The following is a 17,501-nucleotide window of genomic DNA, read 5'->3' as shown; positions in this document are numbered from 1 at the left end:
TTACGGAGCCCTATCCCCACCTTGCCGTTTGTTATTCGGGCTAACGGACTTGTCAGCCAGTAACAAAAACAATCGATTTAGTTTGGGCGTAGTTGTGGTATACTTCGCGCCGTTTTTCTCGAGGAATGAAATCATGCAAGTAGTTGAAGGTAATATCAGAGCGACCGGTAAGAAGATTGCTATTGTTGTTGCACGCTTTAATAGCTTTGTTGTTGAGAGCTTATTGGAAGGCGCATTAGACACATTAGACCGTCACGGCGAAGTGAACGAAGACGATATCACAGTGGTTCGTGTTCCAGGTGCTTATGAGTTGCCTATTGTTGCTAAGAAACTTGCTGAGAAAAAATCTTTCGACGCCATTATTGCACTAGGTGCGGTAATTCGTGGCGGCACACCTCATTTTGACTTTGTTGCAGGCGAATGTAACAAAGGCCTAGCGCAAGTATCGCTAGAATACGGTGTACCGGTATCTTTTGGCGTTATCACAACAGATTCTATTGAACAGGCTATCGAGCGTTCTGGAACCAAAGCAGGCAACAAAGGCGCTGAAGCAGCCTTAGGTGCGCTTGAGATGGTTAACGTTATCGATGCTGTTGAAAAGCTTTAAGGTAAAAAATTAAGTGAAAGTTTCAGCTCGTCGTAAAGCCCGTGAACTTGCCCTTCAAGGCATCTATTCATGGCAAATGAGTCATAACGATATTCAACAAATTGAACTGGCGCTTGCGACCAGTAACGATATGAAGAAAGTTGATATGGCTTATTTTCAGGCACTGCTTCGCGGTGTGGCGCATAGCGCTAGCCACTTAGATACGACTATTAAGCCGTACCTAGGTCGTTTGCCTGAAGAACTAGATGCAATCGAAAAGGCTATTTTACGCATTGCGACACTGGAACTTACAGAGCGTAAGGATGTGCCTTATCGCGTAATTATTAATGAAGCGATTGAACTTGCGAAGTCTTTTGGGGCCGAAGAAAGTCATAAATTCATCAATGGTGCGCTTGATAAAGCGGTTCGCTCGTTGCGTAAAGACGAACGCGATTAACCTTGTCCAGTGGCATTGGATGTCACAAAGGGTTTAATAGACTATCGTGAAAGAATTTGATCTTATCGGCCGTTACTTCTCTGATGGCGGCCATACTCGTAAAGACGTTGTTATTGGTATTGGCGATGATTGTGCCGTAACTAACGTTCCTAGTAACCAACAACTTGCTGTTACTACAGACACCTTGGTAGCTGGAGTGCACTTCTTAGAAGATGCGCCGGCAAAGTCAGTGGCGTATAAAACCGTAGCGGTGAATTTAAGCGATTTAGCTGCCATGGGCGCTGAACCTGCTTGGATCAGCTTATCGCTGTCGTTGCCAACAGTGAATGATAAATGGCTTAGCGAGTTCGTAGATGGTTTGTACGAGCTTACACAATATTATTCTGTGCAGTTAATTGGTGGCGATACCGTTAAGGGCCCAATGGCAATGACCATTACGGCGCAAGGGTTTATACCACCCGGTTCCGAACTGACCCGCAGTAATGCAAAACCCGGTGATTGGGTTTATGTTACAGGCACCTTAGGCGATGCAGGTGCTGGTTTGGATATTCTGCAGAATAAACTTAATGTGGCCGGTGAAGCACGAGATGTGCTTATTAATCGTCATTATTACCCTACGCCTAGAGTAGCAATGGGTACGGCACTTCGTCGTATTGCTTCCTCATGTATTGATGTGTCTGATGGATTAATCTCTGATTTAGGCCACATTTTGAAAGCATCAGGCTGTGGTGCCAATGTACATGTTGATAAGCTTCCTTTATCGAGAGCGTTAACCAGCGCCGTAGATAATGCTCAAGCGATTGAATATGCACTGTCAGCAGGCGACGACTATGAGCTCATCTTTACCGTAGGCGAAGAACAGCGAGGTAACTTTGAAACCTCAATGGGCGGTAGTAGTGTGAAAGCCACCTGTATTGGTCAGCTTACTGGGCAGGTGGGGCAGTTGTCTTTGCTTAAAGATAATCAGCCGTTTACGCCAACCAATGAAAATGGCTACGAACATACTTTCTAGAAGCTAATAGAGCATTTTATGCAAAAAGAATATCGCGCTAGAATTAGCATGAAAAATCCAGTGCACTTTTTAGCACTTGGTTTTGGTAGTGGCCTTATCCCCTTAATGCCTGGGACCTTTGGTTCTGCGGCAGCAATACCACTACTTATATTGTCGGCAAATATGCCAGTGATGGTATTTATCGCTTTCACTGTTTTCGCCTCTATTTTTGGTATTTATTTGTGCGGGAAAACCGCTGATGATATGCAGGTGCATGATCACGGTTCTATAGTGTGGGACGAAGTGGCAGGTATGTTTATTACCTTCTTATTTGTACCTATTACTGCACCGTCTTTGCTAGCAGGATTTGTGCTGTTTCGCATATTCGATATTTTAAAACCGTGGCCAATAGGGCCTATCGACAAGCGCTTACACGGCGGTACAGGCATTATGCTTGATGACATTGTGGCTGGGGCTATGGCGTGTGCGTGTTTACATATCATGATGATAATGTGGCCGGCATTTACCACCTTGTTTTAAATTGGACGACGGTAAGTTCGTGCAATAATACGTAAAAAATTGTACATATTAAAAAGCCCGCAAATGCGGGCTTTTTGTTTTTAACGCTATTGAGCGAGTGAGAAAGCAAACCGCTAGCTCAGTAAGCTTTTAAGTGTGGAGGTAATACCTTCGATATCAAGTCCATGCTCTTTGTACATTTCTTGTTGCGTACCTTGTAAAACAAAGCTGTCTGGAAGCCCTAACGTACGAACAGGTTTCATAATGCCTTGCTGTTGCAAGTATTCAAGCACACCAGAGCCTGCACCGCCGGCTATACACCCATCTTCTAAAGTAATAAGCATATCGTGTTCTGCAGCCGCTTTCTCAATAGCCTGGCCATCCAGTGGCTTTACAAAGCGCATATCAATAACCGTAGCATCAATAGCTTCGGCAGCTGCCAATGCATTAGGTAAGAGTGTGCCAAAATTCAATATAGCTGCTTTTTTCGATGGCTTGCCGGTAATAGCGCGGCTAATCTTCGATTTACCAATAGGTAACTCGGTCATTGCGGTGTCGGGAGTAATGCCCATTCCAGAGCCTCGAGGGTAGCGTACCGCCGCAGGTTTTTGTGCTTTATGACCTGTGTAAAGCATTTGTCTGCATTCATTTTCATCAGACGGCGCCATCACAATCATATTTGGTATGCAGCGCAAAAAGGCAATATCAAACGCACCTTGGTGAGTAGGGCCATCAGCCCCCACAATACCGGCTCGGTCAACGGCAAATAAAACAGGCAAGTCTTGCAACGCCACATCGTGAATAAGTTGATCGTACGCGCGCTGCAAAAAGGTCGAATAAATCGCTACTACTGAGTTACACCCGTCTTTGGCTAAGCCCGCAGCAAAGGTAACCGCATGTTGTTCTGCAATGGCGACATCGAAATACTGATCAGGGTATTGCTGCGAAAACGCGACCATGCCTGAACCTTCACGCATGGCAGGCGTTACCGCCATCAATTTAGGATCTTGCGCTGCCATATCGCACAACCAATCGCCAAAAATAGCAGAAAAAGTAGGCGCTGAAGGCTTCGCTTTTGGTAATGCGTTATCGGCAGGATTAAATTTAGGCACCGCGTGGAATTTAATCGGGTCTTTTTCAGCAAGGGCGTACCCTTTACCTTTCTTAGTGACCACGTGAAGCAGTTGCGGACCTTTAAATTTGCGCATATTACGCAAGGTATCTACAACGGCATCTACATCATGGCCATCAATAGGGCCTATGTAATTAAAGCCAAGCTCTTCAAAGATTGTGCCGGGCACTACCATACCTTTAAGGTGCTCTTCTGCGCGACTTGCGAATTCTTTGATAGGCGGCACATTGCTTAATAGCTTCTTAGAACCGTCACGAATAGAGTTAAAAACATTACCCGTTAATAAGCGAGCTAGGTGACTATTAAGCGCACCTACGTTTTCAGAAATAGACATTTCGTTGTCGTTTAACACCACAACCATATCTTTATTGATGTCACCAGCATGGTTCATCGCTTCAAATGCCATGCCCGCGGTAATCGCACCATCACCAATTACGGCAACCACTTTACGGTTTTTGCCTTCTTGCTCGGCGGCAACAGCCATGCCAAGTGCAGCACTGATAGACGTAGACGAATGGCCTACAGCAAAAGTGTCGTAGTCGCTCTCAGGAGGCCAAGGGAAGGGATGTAAGCCGTCTTTTTGTCGAATCGTCGACATTTGCTTAGCGCGACCCGTAAGAATTTTATGGGGGTAGGCCTGATGACCCACATCCCAAATCAATCTGTCGATAGGCGTGTTATAAATATAATGTAAGGCCACAGTAAGCTCGACCGTGCCTAAGCCCGACGCAAAATGTCCACTGGTTTGGCTTACACTATTTAGTAAATATTCTCGTAATTCATCTGACAACTCACGCAATTTCTCTTGCGGTAACTGTCTTAACTTATCCGGCGTTTGCGCAATAGCAAGCGTGGGGTAATGTTGGAGGTCTAAACTCATTATTTATTATCTTTTTCAACATGGTTGCAGAACTAATGGTCTCGTTTTACCAATAGTTCGCTAAACGCAATTAAACTGTCTGTATTGTAGGGTAAACGAGCCAAGGCTTGAAGGGCATTCTGATGCAGCTTATCAAGTTCTCGTTTTGCACCTTCAATGCCAAGTTTGGCAGGAAAGGTATTCTTACCCAAAGCAATGTCAGAGCCTGCTGGCTTTCCTAATTGCTCACTATTACCTTCTACGTCAAGAATGTCATCTTGGACTTGAAATGCAAGACCAATATCATCGGCATAGGCTAATAAGTCTGCTTTACTGTTGCTATCAAGGTCTTGAGAAACAATCGATACCATTTCAACACATGCACGAAGTAGGGCGCCGGTTTTTAAATTGTGCAGTCGTTTGAGCTGCTCAAGGCTTATTTCTTCACCCGTGCTGGTTAAATCGATTGCTTGCCCGCCACACATACCGCGATAGCCAGCGGCGCGGGCTAACACAGAAAGTAACTCGCCACGTTTATTGGTTGCGAAATCACTTAAAGGCGCATCTGCCAACGTGCTAAAAGCAAGCGCTTGCAATGCATCACCAGCTAATATTGCGGTGGCTTCATCGAATGCAATATGACAAGTCGGCTGGCCGCGACGCAAATCGTCATCGTCCATGGCTGGTAAGTCATCATGTACAAGCGAGTAAGCGTGCACACACTCAATGGCCATACTGATAGCCATTTGATCGCCTTTAGGCACATCCAGGGTGTTGCCGATAACTTGAACCAGTAAAGGTCGCATGCGTTTACCGCCCACCAACAACGCGTGACGCATTGCTTCTTTAAGCCGCGGCGCGTCGTGGGGAAGGTCATCAATAAGCGTATTTAACGACGCATCGGTCTGCTGCTTAACTTGCTGATGCAATGCAGTGAAATTCATACTATACCTGTTTGTTGCGACACGAGGCTTAAGGTTGCTCGTCTTCAGGAAGAGGGTGTAATGCGCTTTCGCCTTGCTCATTAAGCAAAATTTTAACTTTTTGCTCGGCTTGCTCTAACGATTTCTGACCTTCGCGGGAAAGGGCAATGCCTCGCTCGAATTTTTCTAGTGCAACGTTCAATGGCAACTCACCGTTTTCCATCTCATTAACGATTGCATCTAATTCGGTAAGGGTTTCCTCAAACGAGGGAGAATCTGTCTTTTTCGTCACTTTCGTCACAATCGCACTCATTTTTAGGCGTTTTTTGGATTACGCGCACATTAACTGAGGGTAGCCAATGGGTCAAATGGTTTGTCAATATATGCCCAATAGCAGCTATCTATGATTACGCATTATGAATAAGGTCTGTGTATTAAAAACTACCGCCTAAAGTTCGACTAACGTCATTATGTATACAATAATTAAGGCAATTTGCGATAATCTTGTTATAGAAATTCTATACAATGCCGATAGAATACGAGTAATAGTTATGCAGCGTCTGCAAAAAATGAGGAAGAGTGAGTGGATTTAGCAACCGTCATAGGTATGTTGGGCGCCATCGGCTTTGTAGTAATGGCCATGGTTATGGGTGGCAGTATAGCCATGTTCATCAACGTACCGTCTATCTTGATTGTATTTGGTGGCACCCTTTTCGTTATTTTATCCCAATACACTTTAGGGCAGTTCTTTGGTGCAGGTAAAATTGCAGGCAAAGCATTCATGTTTAAGATTGATACGCCTGAAGATCTTATTGAAAAAATTGTTGAGATGGCAGATGCAGCGCGTAAAGGCGGTTTTCTTGCCTTAGAAGAAGCTGAAATAGACAATCCGTTTATGCAAAAAGGCGTAGACATGTTGGTTGATGGCCACGACATAGAAGTGGTCAGAGAAACCTTAGCGAAAGATATCTCCATGACCACCGAGCGACACGAGTTTGGTGCCACCATTTTTAAAGGCATGGGTGATATCGCACCAGCAATGGGAATGATTGGAACGCTGATTGGTCTTGTGGCCATGCTTTCTAACATGGATGATCCCAAATCAATTGGGCCAGCAATGGCGGTAGCACTATTAACCACCTTGTATGGTGCATTTCTTGCCAACATTATTTGTCTACCCATGGCGGTAAAGCTCGGAAACCGCGCACAAGAAGAAAAGCTTAACCAAATGTTAGTGCTCGATGGCATTGTAGGGATTGCCGATGGGCAAAACCCGCGTGTTATCGAAGGTATATTGAAAAACTATCTGGCGGCGAGTAAACGCGGTACAGGCGCTGAGGACGAATAATGGCTGAAGAAGAGTGCCCAAAATGTCCTCCCGAGGGGCTTCCTGCATGGATGGGGACCTTTGCTGATTTGATGTCGTTGCTCATGTGCTTTTTCGTACTGTTGCTCTCATTTTCAGAAATGGATGTACTGAAGTTCAAGCAAATCGCCGGCTCAATGAAGTTTGCCTTTGGTGTGCAAAACAAAATTGAAGTGAAAGACATCCCAAAAGGCACGAGTGTTATAGCGATGGAGTTTAGGCCCGGTCGTCCAGATCCGTCGCCCATCGACACTATTCAGCAACAAACAATCGAAATGACTCAGCAGATGCTAGAGTTCCAAGCGGGTGACGAAGATTCATCCGGCGGTAGGCAGAAGCAAAGGGGTGAGCAGCGAGGGGGGCAGTCACAACAAACCGCCACCGATCAGTCGTCCTCGGAGTCGCAAAGTTCAGATCAAACACAAACTGCTGAGTTAATGAAAAAAGTAGCGCAGCAGTTACAAAAGCAAATTCTCGATGGCGCAGTAGAATTAGAATCTTTAGGTCAGCAGTTGACTATTCGCATTAGAGAGAACGGTTCATTTTCTGCCGGTTCTGCATTTTTACAACCTCAGTTTCAGCCTATTTTACGCAAAATTGGTGTGTTATTAGCAGACGTTCCAGGGGAAATAGAAATTTCAGGGCACAGTGACGGACAACACATTGCTAATGAACTCTATCGTTCTAATTGGGATTTATCGTCTCAGCGTGCCGTAGCCGTAGCTGAAGCCATGCGAACAGCGCCGGGGTTCGATGAAAGCAGAATGTCTGTAGTCGGCAAGGCCGATACCGACCCTATGGTGGAAGATGCGACAACGCCGGCGGATAGAGCACGAAACCGACGGGTAGAGATTAATATCAATCAAGGTAAACCAATGACTTCTCAACCTATATCAGTGGTTGATGAATAGGTTGCTAAGCAAAATACAAAATCAAAAAGGGCGAATCAAATGATTCGCCCTTTTCGTTTGAAGTTGTCCTAGACGCAACTAGCGTTGTGTTTTATAGGCAACTAGCGTTGTTTTTTATAGGCAACTAACGTTGCAGGGCCTCCCTGTGATGTGGCTTAGATATTACCAATTGCACAGTGCTAATGGTTCTTTCTAAAAAACCGCCTTCACAGTATTTTAAATAGTAAATCCACATACGCATGAAACGTTCATCGTAACCGTCGTTGAGTAGCGCTTCTTTGGCGCTAACAAAGGCTTCGTACCAATGATTAAGGGTTTGGGCGTAATCTAACCCGATATCATGCAGGTCTCTAATCATCATGTCGCTATAGCGCTTTAAATGAGCGTTTAACTGATACTGTGAGGGAAGGAATCCACCAGGGAAAATATATTTTTGAATGAAGTCCACACTGCTGGCGTAACTTTCGTAACGTCTATCATCAATAGTGATGGATTGTAGCAACATTAGCCCATCGTCTTTCAGCAACAAAGAACACTTCTCAAAAAAGTTACCTAAGTAATCTTTTCCTACAGCTTCAATCATTTCAATTGAAACCAGCTTGTCGTATTTACCTTCTAGCAAGCGATAGTCTTTTTTCAGTAAAGTGACTTTGTCAGACACTTGTGCGCGCTCAATCCACTGCTCTGCCCACGCATATTGTTCTTCAGAGATAGTGGTGGTGGTCACTTTACAACCATAATGCTTGGCTGCATATACCGCTAAACCACCCCAGCCAGTGCCAATTTCTAAAAGATGGTCACTTTCTGTTAACTGAAGCTTGTCACAAATTGTTTTAAGTTTGTGATTTTGCGCTTCTTCTAAACTGGCGTTCACATCAGGATAAATAGCCGATGAATACATCATAGTGTTATCAAGAAAACGAGTGTAAAGCTTATTACCCAAATCGTAATGGGCTTCAATATTTTTCTTGGCTTGGTCTTGTGTATTGCGGCGGGCAAAATGCTGAATTTTCAGAATAGGCATGGAAATCCACTTGAACTTGTTTTCCCAAGCATCAAGGGTAGATAGGTTACGCGCAAATATTTGTACAACTGCCGTCACATTGTCACTTTCCCACAGGCCATCCATATAGGCTTCACCTGCACCCACGCTACCGCCTAATAATAACTGGCGATACGCCTTTACGTCTTTGAAATTAATCGTAGCGTGCAAGTCGTCATTTGGGTTACCCATTGAGGCAATTTTGCTGCCATTTTCCATAATGGTAAGTGAACCATGTGGAAGTTTCTCTAAACACTTTAAAAATGCGCGCCTACAAACCTTGTCTAAAAGAGACGCTTCTGAAGGGGTACTAAATACAGATTCACCGGAAGACATGTAGTTATTATTCCTGACTTTTCTTAGGGTGGTTATAAAGTGGCGTTCGCTTTATAAGTAACTTAAGCGCCTGCCAATATATGCCAATCATTGTTCTAATGGTCATACTAGGTATACGTTTCATAACTCGACTTAGATTCGCATTATCTAATGAAAGCCGTGTTAAATTAATTCCAGCACTAAATTCTTTATCGCCTCGAACGCAGTCCATCGTTAACGCGAGACGTTGGCTAGGTTGCGTAATTCGCCATTTGTACGTCATGTCCATGGGATTAAACGGCGATACATGAAATGCTTTCGGTGTATCTGCTTGTAAGGCTAAATCGACCAAATAATAATGCCGCTCATTCCAAGGGGTATTACTGACTTCTGCTAATACATGGGTAAAAGAATTGTCTTCCCCCTTTAAATAGTAAAAATTAACAGGGCTGAAGTACATTCCCCACATACGAAGTTGCCCAAGCATATATACATCACCGCTTAAGGTATCCTCACTTAAACTATTCATTTTTTCTAGTACGCTTTGGTCTAATGGCGTGGCGCTATCACCTAAATAGTCTTCACGTTTAAAGCGCACTCTTGCTTTAGAATTAACAGAGAAGTGCTTCAAGGCTGCTGGCAATGCATCGACTTCGTTTAATTTTATCCAGAACAAATAAATATGATAGTCGAACTTATGTTGGGTAGGTGAAAAGCGCTCGTGATACACCTTTCCTTCATAAATAGCGCTATCCATCAAAGGTTAACTCCAAATCGCTCGCATACATCTAATGCGCTGTGCACACCATCTTCATGGAAGCCGTTATACCAGTAGGCGCCGCAAAAATGCAGATTATCAACACCACATATTTGGCTTCGGCGCTGTTGTGCATTCACCATAACTTCACTAAATTGAGGGTGCGCGTATTGATAACTACCCAGTAACGCGCTTGTATCAATTTCATCCGTGTTATTTAGGGTAACGCAGTAGGTGTTGGGCGCGTCTAATCGCTGAAGAATATTCATATCATAAGTCACCGAGGCCGGTCTTTCCTCCTCGCCAGCATCGTCTTTTAAGCGGTAATTCCAACTTGCCCATGCAAGCTTTCGCTTAGGAAGTTGGTTTGTATCTTTGTGCATGACGACATCGTTTTCAGCAAAGCCAATGGCGCCCAACACAGCTTGCTGCGCTTCGGTGGGGGTATCTAGCATTGCTAGTGCTTGGTCGCTATGACAAGCAAAAATAACGTGATCAAATATGGCTTGAGCGCCAGATGTGTCAGTAACCTGCCACGTATCACCCACTTTCTTAACATTAGTAACGCCACATGATAATTTTATCTTGTCTTGAAAACTGGCAATTAACGGGGGAATATAAGTGCTAGAGCCACCTTTAATGGTATACCACTGAGGCCTGTCACTTATGTTGAGTAAACCGTGGTTGTTGAAAAACTGAAGAAAGAAAGTCAGCGGGAACTGCCTAGTTTGAGCAAGACTTGCAGACCAAATAGCGGCGCACATGGGCAAAATATAGTAGCGCGCAAAGTCATCGCTTAATTTTAACTCGTTAATGACATCTTGAAGTGTCATTGAAGAAGTGTCTCGCTTCTCGGCGACAAAAGCTTTACAAGCTTTATTAAACTTCAGAATGTCGCGTACAATGCGCCAAAACCTCGGGCGTAATATATTTCGACGCTGGGCAAATAAACTGTTTATTGTATTGCCATTGTACTCGATGTTAGCTTTCTTACTGGTAACAGAAAAGCTCATCTCGGTAGGCTGGTATGCAACATCAAGTTGCTTCATCAGCTTTATAAATCTGGGGTAAGTCCAATCATTAAATACAATGAAACCGGTATCGATATTTCGTTCAATGCCATCATCAATGATTTTCTTAGTGGCGGTGTGCCCGCCAATGTAATCATTGGCCTCATAAACCGTTATATCAGCCGTTTTATTTAACAAATACCCGCAAGTCAGGCCTGAAATGCCTGTCCCAATAATCGCTACATTTTTTGTCATTGTTATTGTGCTCTACTGCTTTTCTCGCATTGATAGCGATAATTTTTTTTGTAATCCTACAGGTAAAATATGCATAAACCTTAAGATGAAACCAAACATGCGGGGGAAAAAAACGTTTTGCTTGTCGGTTTCAATACCTTTAAGCATAGACTCCGCCGCTTCAGTGGCCGTAATTTTCATTGGCATATCAAAATCATTTTTGTCGGTAAGTGGGGTTTCAACAAACCCTGGTGATACCGCTTGAACCTTTATACCCCGGTCGTGTAAATCGACCTCTAAGCTTTTCGTAAAATAGTGAAGGGCTGCCTTGCTTGCCCCATAAGCCTGAGAACGGGTAAATGGGAGAAGGCGAGCCATACTATCCACGATGACTAGCTTATTCCCTTTCTTTAATGAAGGAATGAGCGCCTCTACACAATGAACCACCCCAAAGAAGTTGGGCTCGAAAACGCGCCTAAACATATCTGACTCGAATTTATCAATGTCTACGTATTCACAAGTGCCTGCATTTAAAATAGCAATGTCGCAGTTTACGTTGTGAAGCGCCTGCTTTGCATCCTCAAGAGAAGTTACATCAAATTGAAGCGGCTGAATATTCGGCTTCGACGCTAGCTCATTTAGAACATCTTGGTTTCTACCACATGCAATTACCTGATAGCCTTTTTCTGCGGCTTGAAGTGCTAAGGCTTTGCCAATACCCGAGGTGGCGCCTGTAATGAGTAATGTCTTCATTTCGCTAACCTCTTTTTAATTTTCTTCACAAAGAAGCCTAACAGAGGAATGTGTTCATATACCATTTCCCCTAAATCATAATAATCTTTGTGATAAACAATAATGTCATCCTTTACCGTTAGTTGGGTGGTCCCATCCACGGTAATCAACTTATCACTTTGTTTAAGTTTGAGGTTCATCGTCCAGTTAACAATATGGGTCACACTGTTACTACTCACTGGCGCAATCATCGATATGTCAAACTGACAACGCTCGGCTTGTTCTAGCAAGTTCGCAAAATATTTCTGAACATCATCTAGGCCATGGTGGGTAGTGATAGGGTCAACAAATGTAACGTTGGAAGCATATATATCGGATAAGTCATCTAAAGTGATTTGGCATATATCGGCGTACATGGTTGAGAATCTATCTAATACAGTCATTACTTCTTCACTTTGTTAATTTGCTAACGTAAAACAGCTATGTAACTCTTTGTTACTATTGCTAATACTCGATAAAGTATGTTTGTAACTACTATACACGCTATTTTGATTATCGTTCTATTATTCCAAGCGTAACCGAGTGAGTTAACGTTTTCTTAATATAGTCATTCTACAAATAAAGCGGCGCGTAGGATCATTGTCCTTAGACTAAAGTGTGAAATTTTTTCCCTAGCGATCCAATTTGTTCACAGTGGCGTAATTGCTTATGACCAAAAGAGTTAAGAGTTTATGAGTAATACACCGATTCCACTATTTCCATTATCTGCCCACTTGCTTCCAGAAGGACGCATGGCATTACGTATTTTCGAACCCAGATATACGCGCATGGTTAAGCAGGCATGCGCTGAAAACAAAGGGTTTGTGATGTGTATGCTCAACGCATCAGGTGATAAATCCCGTAATGAACATATTTATCCGATTGGTACCTACGCTAAGGTTGTCGACTTCGATTTACTCGATGACGGCTTGCTTGGCATAAAGGTTGCTGGATTAGAGTTAGTTGAGGTAACTGATGTAGCAGTTGAATCAGATGGGTTACGTACAGGCCATTGTCGTTCTGTATCGCCTTGGAACTGCGAAATATCACCTCAGCAATTAGCGCCTATAAATGAGCGTTTGAAAGAAATTTTTGCGAAGTATACGGAGATAGCATCACTTTACGAAGAAACCCGGTTTGACGACCCTACATGGGTGTTAAGACGGTGGCTTGAATTGTTACCTGTTGATGGTGGACAAAAGCAGCAGTTTCTTAATAAAGGTGGTGACAAGAACTTACTTAATTATCTTTGTGCTTTAATTCGATAAAACGAATTAAGAGATAACTTCTTAAATTCCATTAAACAATTGTAATGTGGATTTGGCGATTTTTTCGAACTTCTTTCATCGTTTGTTTGTAAACTATATTAATCGAATCGGATAAACGGACGAAACCTTATGTTAGTTGGAATTCCTTTAGAACAAAGTAAGAGTACGATTAAACCGAAAGAATGCGCGGTTGAGATGTCAGATTACCTAGTAGAAGTTGCCCAAAAGCGTTGTAAAGCGTCTTTTGCGCGAGTTTTTAATTACTTTGCTCCAAGACTTCGTTCATATGCTTTAAAGCAGATGGGTAACGAAGCCCTTGCTATGGAGTTAGTCCAAGACACCATGTCGAACGTGTGGCAAAAAGCGCATTTGTTTAATGCGGAAAAAGGTTCGCCATCTACGTGGATTTTCACTATTGCTCGAAATATTCGTTTTGATATGCTTCGTAAGCTTCAAAACCGAAAAGAAGATGTGTGTTCTGATGATTTATGGCCAGTATTGTGTGAACAAACTGCAGATTTAAACGAAGCACCTCTTGATGAGCAAGTTACATTAGAACAAATCGGTTATTTGTTTGAATCGCTTCCTGTAAAACAAAAAGCAGTGATTGAGGCAATTTATATCGATGGTAAGTCACAGCAAGAAGTCGCTGATGAATTAGATATTCCTTTGGGTACAGTTAAATCAAGAACCCGTTTGGCACTTCAAAGACTAAAAGGTATGTTGCAGAGTAATGATTAGGTTCCACCCGAGTGCTCAACAACTTGTTTCATTTGTGGACGGGGATTTATCGCCGGCCGTTTCGCTGATGGTTTCCGCACACTGTGATATGTGTAGCACATGTCAGCGGTTTGTGGAGCAAGAAACCGAGCGCCTTGCTGGTTCATTACTAGAAGATAATGGTTTTAAGCAAGTTGATCTTAAAGCTGATTATAGCGCGATGATTGCGCAAATTACCCAATCGCCATCATCCGTCGAAGCGGATACTGGTGAAAATCAAAAGCAGTCCAACCGCAAACAATGCGAAAGCACTCAAGTTAGCATTGCCGCTAAGGGTTCTATTGAGCTTGATGGTAGAAACTTTGTCCTTCCAAGAACACTTCAGCGATATATAGAGAAGACAGGAGGTTGGTCTAGCTTAGTAGGGAAGTTGTGGCAGGCACCAGTAGATTTAGGTAGCCAAGGTGTTGCTAACTTTATCTATATGGGTAAAGGGGGGAGTGTGCCCGAACATACCCACCGAGGCACTGAATATACGTTAGTCATTAACGGCGAATTCAGTGACGGGCTTAACAACTACGACTCCGGCGATTTTATCTTTATGGATGGCCAAAATACTCACACACCTCGGTCAGATAACACCCAAGGTTGCCTGGTTTTTACTATTGTCGATCAGCCTTTGCATTTTACTTCTGGTATAGCGCGCCTTCTCAATCCTTTTAGTCATCTTTTCTTTCGCTAACCTTTCGCAATAGCAGCATCCAAATATTTCCTCTGTAAAAGTTTAAAATCAAAAAAAAGCGCAGTTGATAATGAACTGCGCTTTTTTGATAACGTTATTAGCATCTTTAGCTAATAAAATCACTTTCAGGGAAGTTTAGCTTCAATGTCTTCATTGCATTTCCACGTAAATCGTCCAACCCTAACTGCTCGTAACTAGACACCATGATTTCAAGCGCTTGCTGAATTTGCGTACTTTCAGGGAAGTGCTCGATAACATATCTACCACGGTTAGCTGCTGCAACATAAGCGTGTCTGCGCATGTAGAAGCGGGCAATAGCAATTTCATATCGTGCAAGCCTGTCTTTAATATGAAGCATGCGCTTGCGAGCGTCTGCAGCATATTTACTGTCAGGGTATTGCTGCATTAAGCGTCTGAAATCTTCAAATGCCTGACGAGATTTCGAAGGATCTCGGTCAGTCCTATCAATGTTCATTAAATCTTGAAACAGGTTACTGTCAGACTCCATGTTGGTCAGGCCGCGCATATAGTAGGCATAATCAACATCTGAGTGGTTTGGATTAAGACGAATAAACCTATCGATAGTGGCCAACGTCTCATCACTTTTACCTGATTTGTAGTAACTGTAGATAAGGTCCAATTGTACTTGGTGCGAAAGCGGACCAAATGGATAGCGAGAGTCTAACGCGCCTAACGTCTGGGCTGCAGCACTGAAGTTACCTACTTCCATACTTTGCTTGGCTCGGTTATATAGCTGTTGCGCACCCATATTAGCCATTACGGCTTTTTCTTCTTCGTCGGAGGAGCTACTACAGCCTGCGACAGATACCATCGCACCTAATAACACAGGTGCTAGTAATCGAATTGATTTCATAATAGTTCTTTTTTCCTGCTAAACAGTATTGATTACTTCGCTGTCTAAGCTCATGTTCACTTATTCTAACGTACTCGCGATGATAAAAACCATACAAATTCGTAAACAACGCAGTGTACCGATTGAAAGCTTGTTATAATACCCTTTTTACACTTAATAATCGGTGTTATGACAGAGTCGGACAACACATTACAATTAGAAGCAACCACAGGGGCTGAGCACTTTGGTCTTCGGTTAGATCAGGTTTTAGCTGATTTGTTCCCTGAATATTCACGTTCTAAGCTAAAAACTTGGATCCAAGGCGGAAATGTGTCCGTTGATGGACAGGTTATCACAGTACCACGCCATAAAATGCAAATGGATGAGGTGGTGACTGTTAGCGCTGAAATAGAAATTCAGGTCACGAGCCAAGCGCAAGATATCGCATTGGATATTGTTTATGAAGATGAACATATTTTAGTCATTAACAAATCTGCTGACTTAGTGGTTCATCCTGGTGCGGGCAATCCAAGTGGCACCGTGCTAAACGCATTGCTTAATCATGTTCCAGACATCGATAAAGTGCCGCGGGCCGGTATAGTGCATCGTTTAGATAAAGACACAACTGGCTTGATGGTAGTAGCGAAAACCTTACCAGCGCAAACCCACCTAGTAGACCAGCTTCAAACGCGGGTCATGAGCCGAGAGTATGAGGCCGTTGCAATGGGTACTATGGTAGCGGGTGGTGTAGTGGATGAGCCTATTGGCCGCCATGCAACTAAGCGTACACATATGGCCGTGCGTGAAAATGGTAAACCTGCAGTAACTCACTTTCGTGTCATTGAGAAGTTTCGTGCTTATACGCATTTGCGCTTAAAGCTGGAAACAGGCAGGACCCACCAAATTCGTGTGCATATGGCCCACATTAAGCATCCGTTACTAGGCGACCCTACCTACAGTGGAAGACCTCGCTTACCCAAAGGTGCATCTGATGACTTTGTTAACACCTTACGGGGTTTCCAGCGTCAGGCTTTACACGCAGCTCAGCTTTCTTTATATCATCCAGAAACGGAAGAATGGATGACATGGCAAGCGCCACTGCCGCAAGATATGCAAGACTTATTAGCGGCGGTACGCCTAGACTCTAAAGAAAATCCTGAGGATATGATTTAGTCAGTGTAACTGGTATGTCTGAATCACGTATAATGGTTACTGCATCTCGGAACTCGGTATGATAACGCCCCAATGGAATAGCCCTAATAACGTGGTTGCTTACACCACTACCCGCGATGGTAGTGGCTGTAACCAAGACAACCCAGGTGCCAGTCGTGGTGAGTATGCCCAGTGCAATGTTGGTGACCACGTGGGTGATGACAAAAAAGCCGTGGCATTAAATCGTGCAGGTTTGCCCTATGCCAATGCTATTACGTGGTTAAACCAAGTTCATGGTAACCATGTTGTTACGTTGCCTTCTAGCGAGACAGAAGGCGATGCAGCTTATACCACGAGTACTACGCATTTTTGTGCGGTAATGACCGCTGACTGCGTACCTATTCTTATTTGTGATAATGCGGGTAAAGAAGTAGCAGCCGTGCATGCCGGATGGAAAGGGCTTGAGTCTGAAATTATTAGCAGCACAGTAAACCACTTTTCAAGCCAAGCTTCAGAGTTAATGGCTTGGATTGGACCCGCTATTTGTCAACAATGCTATGAAGTAGATGCAGCATTAGCACAACGCTTCGCAGATTATCCGTCAGCATTATGCCAAGGTGATGCTCCCACTAAGTTTCAATTGGATTTACCCGCCATTGCAGCCCAGCAGTTAGCATCGCTCAATGTGGGTACCGTCATTAATAGTCAGCTTTGCACCTACTGCAATGAAAAACAGTTTTACTCCCACCGCAGGGCCACGCATCAAGGCAAGCCATCTACCGGTAGAATGGTAAGTGTAATAGGTTTGCGCTAAATCAAAGGTTTACGAAACTTTAATCGTTTCTCTTGAATCTCATTCAATAAGCTCCCATAACTAATGTATAGGGTATTTT

The 17,501-nt window shown here is 43.6% G+C and carries 20 protein-coding genes; 11 read left to right on the top strand and 9 right to left on the bottom strand.

Features of this window, described 5'->3' with window-relative positions:
• The first annotated feature begins 133 nt into the window (after positions 1 to 133).
• The 4 genes from ribH to ALT761_RS13405 are packed head-to-tail and all read left to right on the top strand — an operon-like array spanning position 134 to position 2,574.
• A complete protein-coding gene (ribH, locus tag ALT761_RS13420; RefSeq protein ID WP_013783365.1) occupies positions 134 to 607 on the top strand; it encodes a 6,7-dimethyl-8-ribityllumazine synthase in 474 nt (157 codons plus the stop codon).
• A 13-nt stretch (positions 608 to 620) separates the two neighbouring features.
• A complete protein-coding gene (gene nusB / locus ALT761_RS13415) occupies positions 621 to 1,043 on the top strand; it encodes a transcription antitermination factor NusB (protein WP_013783366.1) in 423 nt (140 codons plus the stop codon).
• Between the two features lie 46 nt (positions 1,044 to 1,089).
• Entirely contained in the window at positions 1,090 to 2,055 is a 966-nt protein-coding gene (thiL, locus tag ALT761_RS13410) for a thiamine-phosphate kinase (protein ID WP_129739400.1), read from the top strand.
• Positions 2,056 to 2,073: 18 nt separating this feature from the next.
• Positions 2,074 to 2,574 carry a phosphatidylglycerophosphatase A family protein gene (locus ALT761_RS13405; protein ID WP_129739398.1) on the top strand — a complete coding sequence of 167 codons (501 nt, stop codon included), beginning with the start codon at positions 2,074 to 2,076 and terminating at the stop codon, positions 2,572 to 2,574.
• 113 nt (positions 2,575 to 2,687) lie between these two features.
• Here ALT761_RS13405 and dxs read toward each other — a convergent pair whose 3' ends face one another.
• Genes dxs through xseB form a run of 3 tightly spaced genes read right to left on the bottom strand, consistent with a single transcriptional unit; the run spans position 2,688 to position 5,768 of the window.
• Positions 2,688 to 4,565: a 1-deoxy-D-xylulose-5-phosphate synthase gene (dxs, locus tag ALT761_RS13400; RefSeq protein WP_129739396.1), complete on the bottom strand. Its 1,878-nt coding sequence runs from the start codon at positions 4,563 to 4,565 to the stop codon at positions 2,688 to 2,690.
• Between the two features lie 32 nt (positions 4,566 to 4,597).
• The gene (gene ispA / locus ALT761_RS13395; protein ID WP_129739394.1) at positions 4,598 to 5,488 is read right to left on the bottom strand and encodes a (2E,6E)-farnesyl diphosphate synthase; all 891 of its coding nucleotides are present in this window, start codon (positions 5,486 to 5,488) and stop codon (positions 4,598 to 4,600) included.
• Between the two features lie 28 nt (positions 5,489 to 5,516).
• The gene (gene xseB, locus ALT761_RS13390) at positions 5,517 to 5,768 is read right to left on the bottom strand and encodes an exodeoxyribonuclease VII small subunit (protein WP_372339273.1); all 252 of its coding nucleotides are present in this window, start codon (positions 5,766 to 5,768) and stop codon (positions 5,517 to 5,519) included.
• Between the two features lie 282 nt (positions 5,769 to 6,050).
• Here xseB and pomA point away from each other — a divergent pair, with 282 nt between their 5' ends.
• Both pomA and ALT761_RS13380 read left to right on the top strand, forming a co-directional pair.
• Positions 6,051 to 6,815 (top strand): flagellar motor protein PomA, encoded by a 765-nt coding sequence (gene pomA / locus ALT761_RS13385; protein ID WP_013783372.1) that lies wholly within the window; start codon positions 6,051 to 6,053, stop codon positions 6,813 to 6,815.
• Positions 6,815 to 7,744 (top strand): flagellar motor protein MotB, encoded by a 930-nt coding sequence (locus ALT761_RS13380; protein WP_013783373.1) that lies wholly within the window; start codon positions 6,815 to 6,817, stop codon positions 7,742 to 7,744. The genes pomA and ALT761_RS13380 overlap by 1 nt, the downstream gene beginning before the upstream one ends.
• Positions 7,745 to 7,868: 124 nt before the next feature.
• On the opposite strand, the gene ALT761_RS13375 is transcribed toward ALT761_RS13380, so the two are convergent.
• From ALT761_RS13375 to ALT761_RS13355, 5 genes are read right to left on the bottom strand one after another with little or no spacing between them, the layout of a single operon-like run.
• Positions 7,869 to 9,122, bottom strand: coding sequence for an SAM-dependent methyltransferase (locus ALT761_RS13375; protein WP_129739390.1), 1,254 nt, complete (start codon positions 9,120 to 9,122; stop codon positions 7,869 to 7,871).
• A gap of 7 nt (positions 9,123 to 9,129) precedes the next feature.
• A complete protein-coding gene (locus ALT761_RS13370) occupies positions 9,130 to 9,858 on the bottom strand; it encodes a DUF1365 domain-containing protein (RefSeq protein ID WP_172602888.1) in 729 nt (242 codons plus the stop codon).
• On the bottom strand, positions 9,858 to 11,123 hold the full coding sequence (locus ALT761_RS13365; RefSeq protein WP_129739386.1) for an NAD(P)/FAD-dependent oxidoreductase: 1,266 nt from the start codon (positions 11,121 to 11,123) through the stop codon (positions 9,858 to 9,860). Before ALT761_RS13365 ends, ALT761_RS13370 begins: the two co-directional genes overlap by 1 nt.
• Positions 11,124 to 11,135: 12 nt before the next feature.
• Complete coding sequence (locus tag ALT761_RS13360; RefSeq protein ID WP_129739384.1) at positions 11,136 to 11,855, bottom strand: SDR family NAD(P)-dependent oxidoreductase; 720 nt, start codon at positions 11,853 to 11,855, stop codon at positions 11,136 to 11,138.
• The gene (locus ALT761_RS13355; RefSeq protein ID WP_129739382.1) at positions 11,852 to 12,277 is read right to left on the bottom strand and encodes a nuclear transport factor 2 family protein; all 426 of its coding nucleotides are present in this window, start codon (positions 12,275 to 12,277) and stop codon (positions 11,852 to 11,854) included. The genes ALT761_RS13360 and ALT761_RS13355 overlap by 4 nt, the downstream gene beginning before the upstream one ends.
• 288 nt (positions 12,278 to 12,565) lie before the next feature.
• Between ALT761_RS13355 and ALT761_RS13350 the strand changes: the two genes are divergently transcribed.
• The 3 genes from ALT761_RS13350 (at position 12,566) to ALT761_RS13340 (ending at position 14,603) form a co-directional block, all read left to right on the top strand.
• Positions 12,566 to 13,141: an LON peptidase substrate-binding domain-containing protein gene (locus ALT761_RS13350; protein ID WP_126873470.1), complete on the top strand. Its 576-nt coding sequence runs from the start codon at positions 12,566 to 12,568 to the stop codon at positions 13,139 to 13,141.
• A gap of 129 nt (positions 13,142 to 13,270) precedes the next feature.
• Positions 13,271 to 13,882, top strand: coding sequence for a sigma-70 family RNA polymerase sigma factor (locus ALT761_RS13345; protein ID WP_013783380.1), 612 nt, complete (start codon positions 13,271 to 13,273; stop codon positions 13,880 to 13,882).
• The gene (locus tag ALT761_RS13340) at positions 13,875 to 14,603 is read left to right on the top strand and encodes a ChrR family anti-sigma-E factor (protein ID WP_129739380.1); all 729 of its coding nucleotides are present in this window, start codon (positions 13,875 to 13,877) and stop codon (positions 14,601 to 14,603) included. Before ALT761_RS13345 ends, ALT761_RS13340 begins: the two co-directional genes overlap by 8 nt.
• A 106-nt stretch (positions 14,604 to 14,709) precedes the next feature.
• On the opposite strand, the gene ALT761_RS13335 is transcribed toward ALT761_RS13340, so the two are convergent.
• Positions 14,710 to 15,477: an outer membrane protein assembly factor BamD gene (locus ALT761_RS13335; RefSeq protein WP_013783382.1), complete on the bottom strand. Its 768-nt coding sequence runs from the start codon at positions 15,475 to 15,477 to the stop codon at positions 14,710 to 14,712.
• A gap of 168 nt (positions 15,478 to 15,645) precedes the next feature.
• Here ALT761_RS13335 and rluD point away from each other — a divergent pair, with 168 nt between their 5' ends.
• Positions 15,646 to 16,629, top strand: a complete 984-nt coding sequence (rluD, locus tag ALT761_RS13330) for a 23S rRNA pseudouridine(1911/1915/1917) synthase RluD (protein WP_013783383.1) — start codon at positions 15,646 to 15,648, stop codon at positions 16,627 to 16,629.
• A 58-nt stretch (positions 16,630 to 16,687) separates the two neighbouring features.
• Entirely contained in the window at positions 16,688 to 17,422 is a 735-nt protein-coding gene (gene pgeF / locus ALT761_RS13325) for a peptidoglycan editing factor PgeF (RefSeq protein ID WP_129739378.1), read from the top strand.
• Positions 17,423 to 17,501 lie beyond the last annotated feature (79 nt).

Source organism: Alteromonas sp. 76-1, assembly GCF_900654235.1.
Taxonomy (GTDB): Bacteria; Pseudomonadota; Gammaproteobacteria; order Enterobacterales; family Alteromonadaceae; genus Alteromonas; species Alteromonas naphthalenivorans.
Note: the sequence above shows the minus strand (reverse complement) of the source record. Positions and strands in the feature narration are given on the sequence as shown.

What these genes read in the sequence shown, in the direction of transcription:
- ribH (WP_013783365.1), top strand. Translation starts at nt 134, where the DNA reads ATGCAAGTAGTTGAAGGTAATATCAGAGCGACCGGTAAGAAGATTGCT.
- ALT761_RS13405 (WP_129739398.1), top strand. Translation starts at nt 2,074, where the DNA reads ATGCAAAAAGAATATCGCGCTAGAATTAGCATGAAAAATCCAGTGCAC.
- dxs (WP_129739396.1), bottom strand. Translation starts at nt 4,565, where the DNA reads ATGAGTTTAGACCTCCAACATTACCCCACGCTTGCTATTGCGCAAACG.
- ispA (WP_129739394.1), bottom strand. Translation starts at nt 5,488, where the DNA reads ATGAATTTCACTGCATTGCATCAGCAAGTTAAGCAGCAGACCGATGCG.
- ALT761_RS13380 (WP_013783373.1), top strand. Translation starts at nt 6,815, where the DNA reads ATGGCTGAAGAAGAGTGCCCAAAATGTCCTCCCGAGGGGCTTCCTGCA.
- ALT761_RS13375 (WP_129739390.1), bottom strand. Translation starts at nt 9,122, where the DNA reads ATGTCTTCCGGTGAATCTGTATTTAGTACCCCTTCAGAAGCGTCTCTT.
- ALT761_RS13370 (WP_172602888.1), bottom strand. Translation starts at nt 9,858, where the DNA reads ATGGATAGCGCTATTTATGAAGGAAAGGTGTATCACGAGCGCTTTTCA.
- ALT761_RS13365 (WP_129739386.1), bottom strand. Translation starts at nt 11,123, where the DNA reads ATGACAAAAAATGTAGCGATTATTGGGACAGGCATTTCAGGCCTGACT.
- ALT761_RS13360 (WP_129739384.1), bottom strand. Translation starts at nt 11,855, where the DNA reads ATGAAGACATTACTCATTACAGGCGCCACCTCGGGTATTGGCAAAGCC.
- ALT761_RS13355 (WP_129739382.1), bottom strand. Translation starts at nt 12,277, where the DNA reads ATGACTGTATTAGATAGATTCTCAACCATGTACGCCGATATATGCCAA.
- ALT761_RS13350 (WP_126873470.1), top strand. Translation starts at nt 12,566, where the DNA reads ATGAGTAATACACCGATTCCACTATTTCCATTATCTGCCCACTTGCTT.
- ALT761_RS13345 (WP_013783380.1), top strand. Translation starts at nt 13,271, where the DNA reads ATGTTAGTTGGAATTCCTTTAGAACAAAGTAAGAGTACGATTAAACCG.
- ALT761_RS13340 (WP_129739380.1), top strand. Translation starts at nt 13,875, where the DNA reads ATGATTAGGTTCCACCCGAGTGCTCAACAACTTGTTTCATTTGTGGAC.
- ALT761_RS13335 (WP_013783382.1), bottom strand. Translation starts at nt 15,477, where the DNA reads ATGAAATCAATTCGATTACTAGCACCTGTGTTATTAGGTGCGATGGTA.
- rluD (WP_013783383.1), top strand. Translation starts at nt 15,646, where the DNA reads ATGACAGAGTCGGACAACACATTACAATTAGAAGCAACCACAGGGGCT.
- pgeF (WP_129739378.1), top strand. Translation starts at nt 16,688, where the DNA reads ATGATAACGCCCCAATGGAATAGCCCTAATAACGTGGTTGCTTACACC.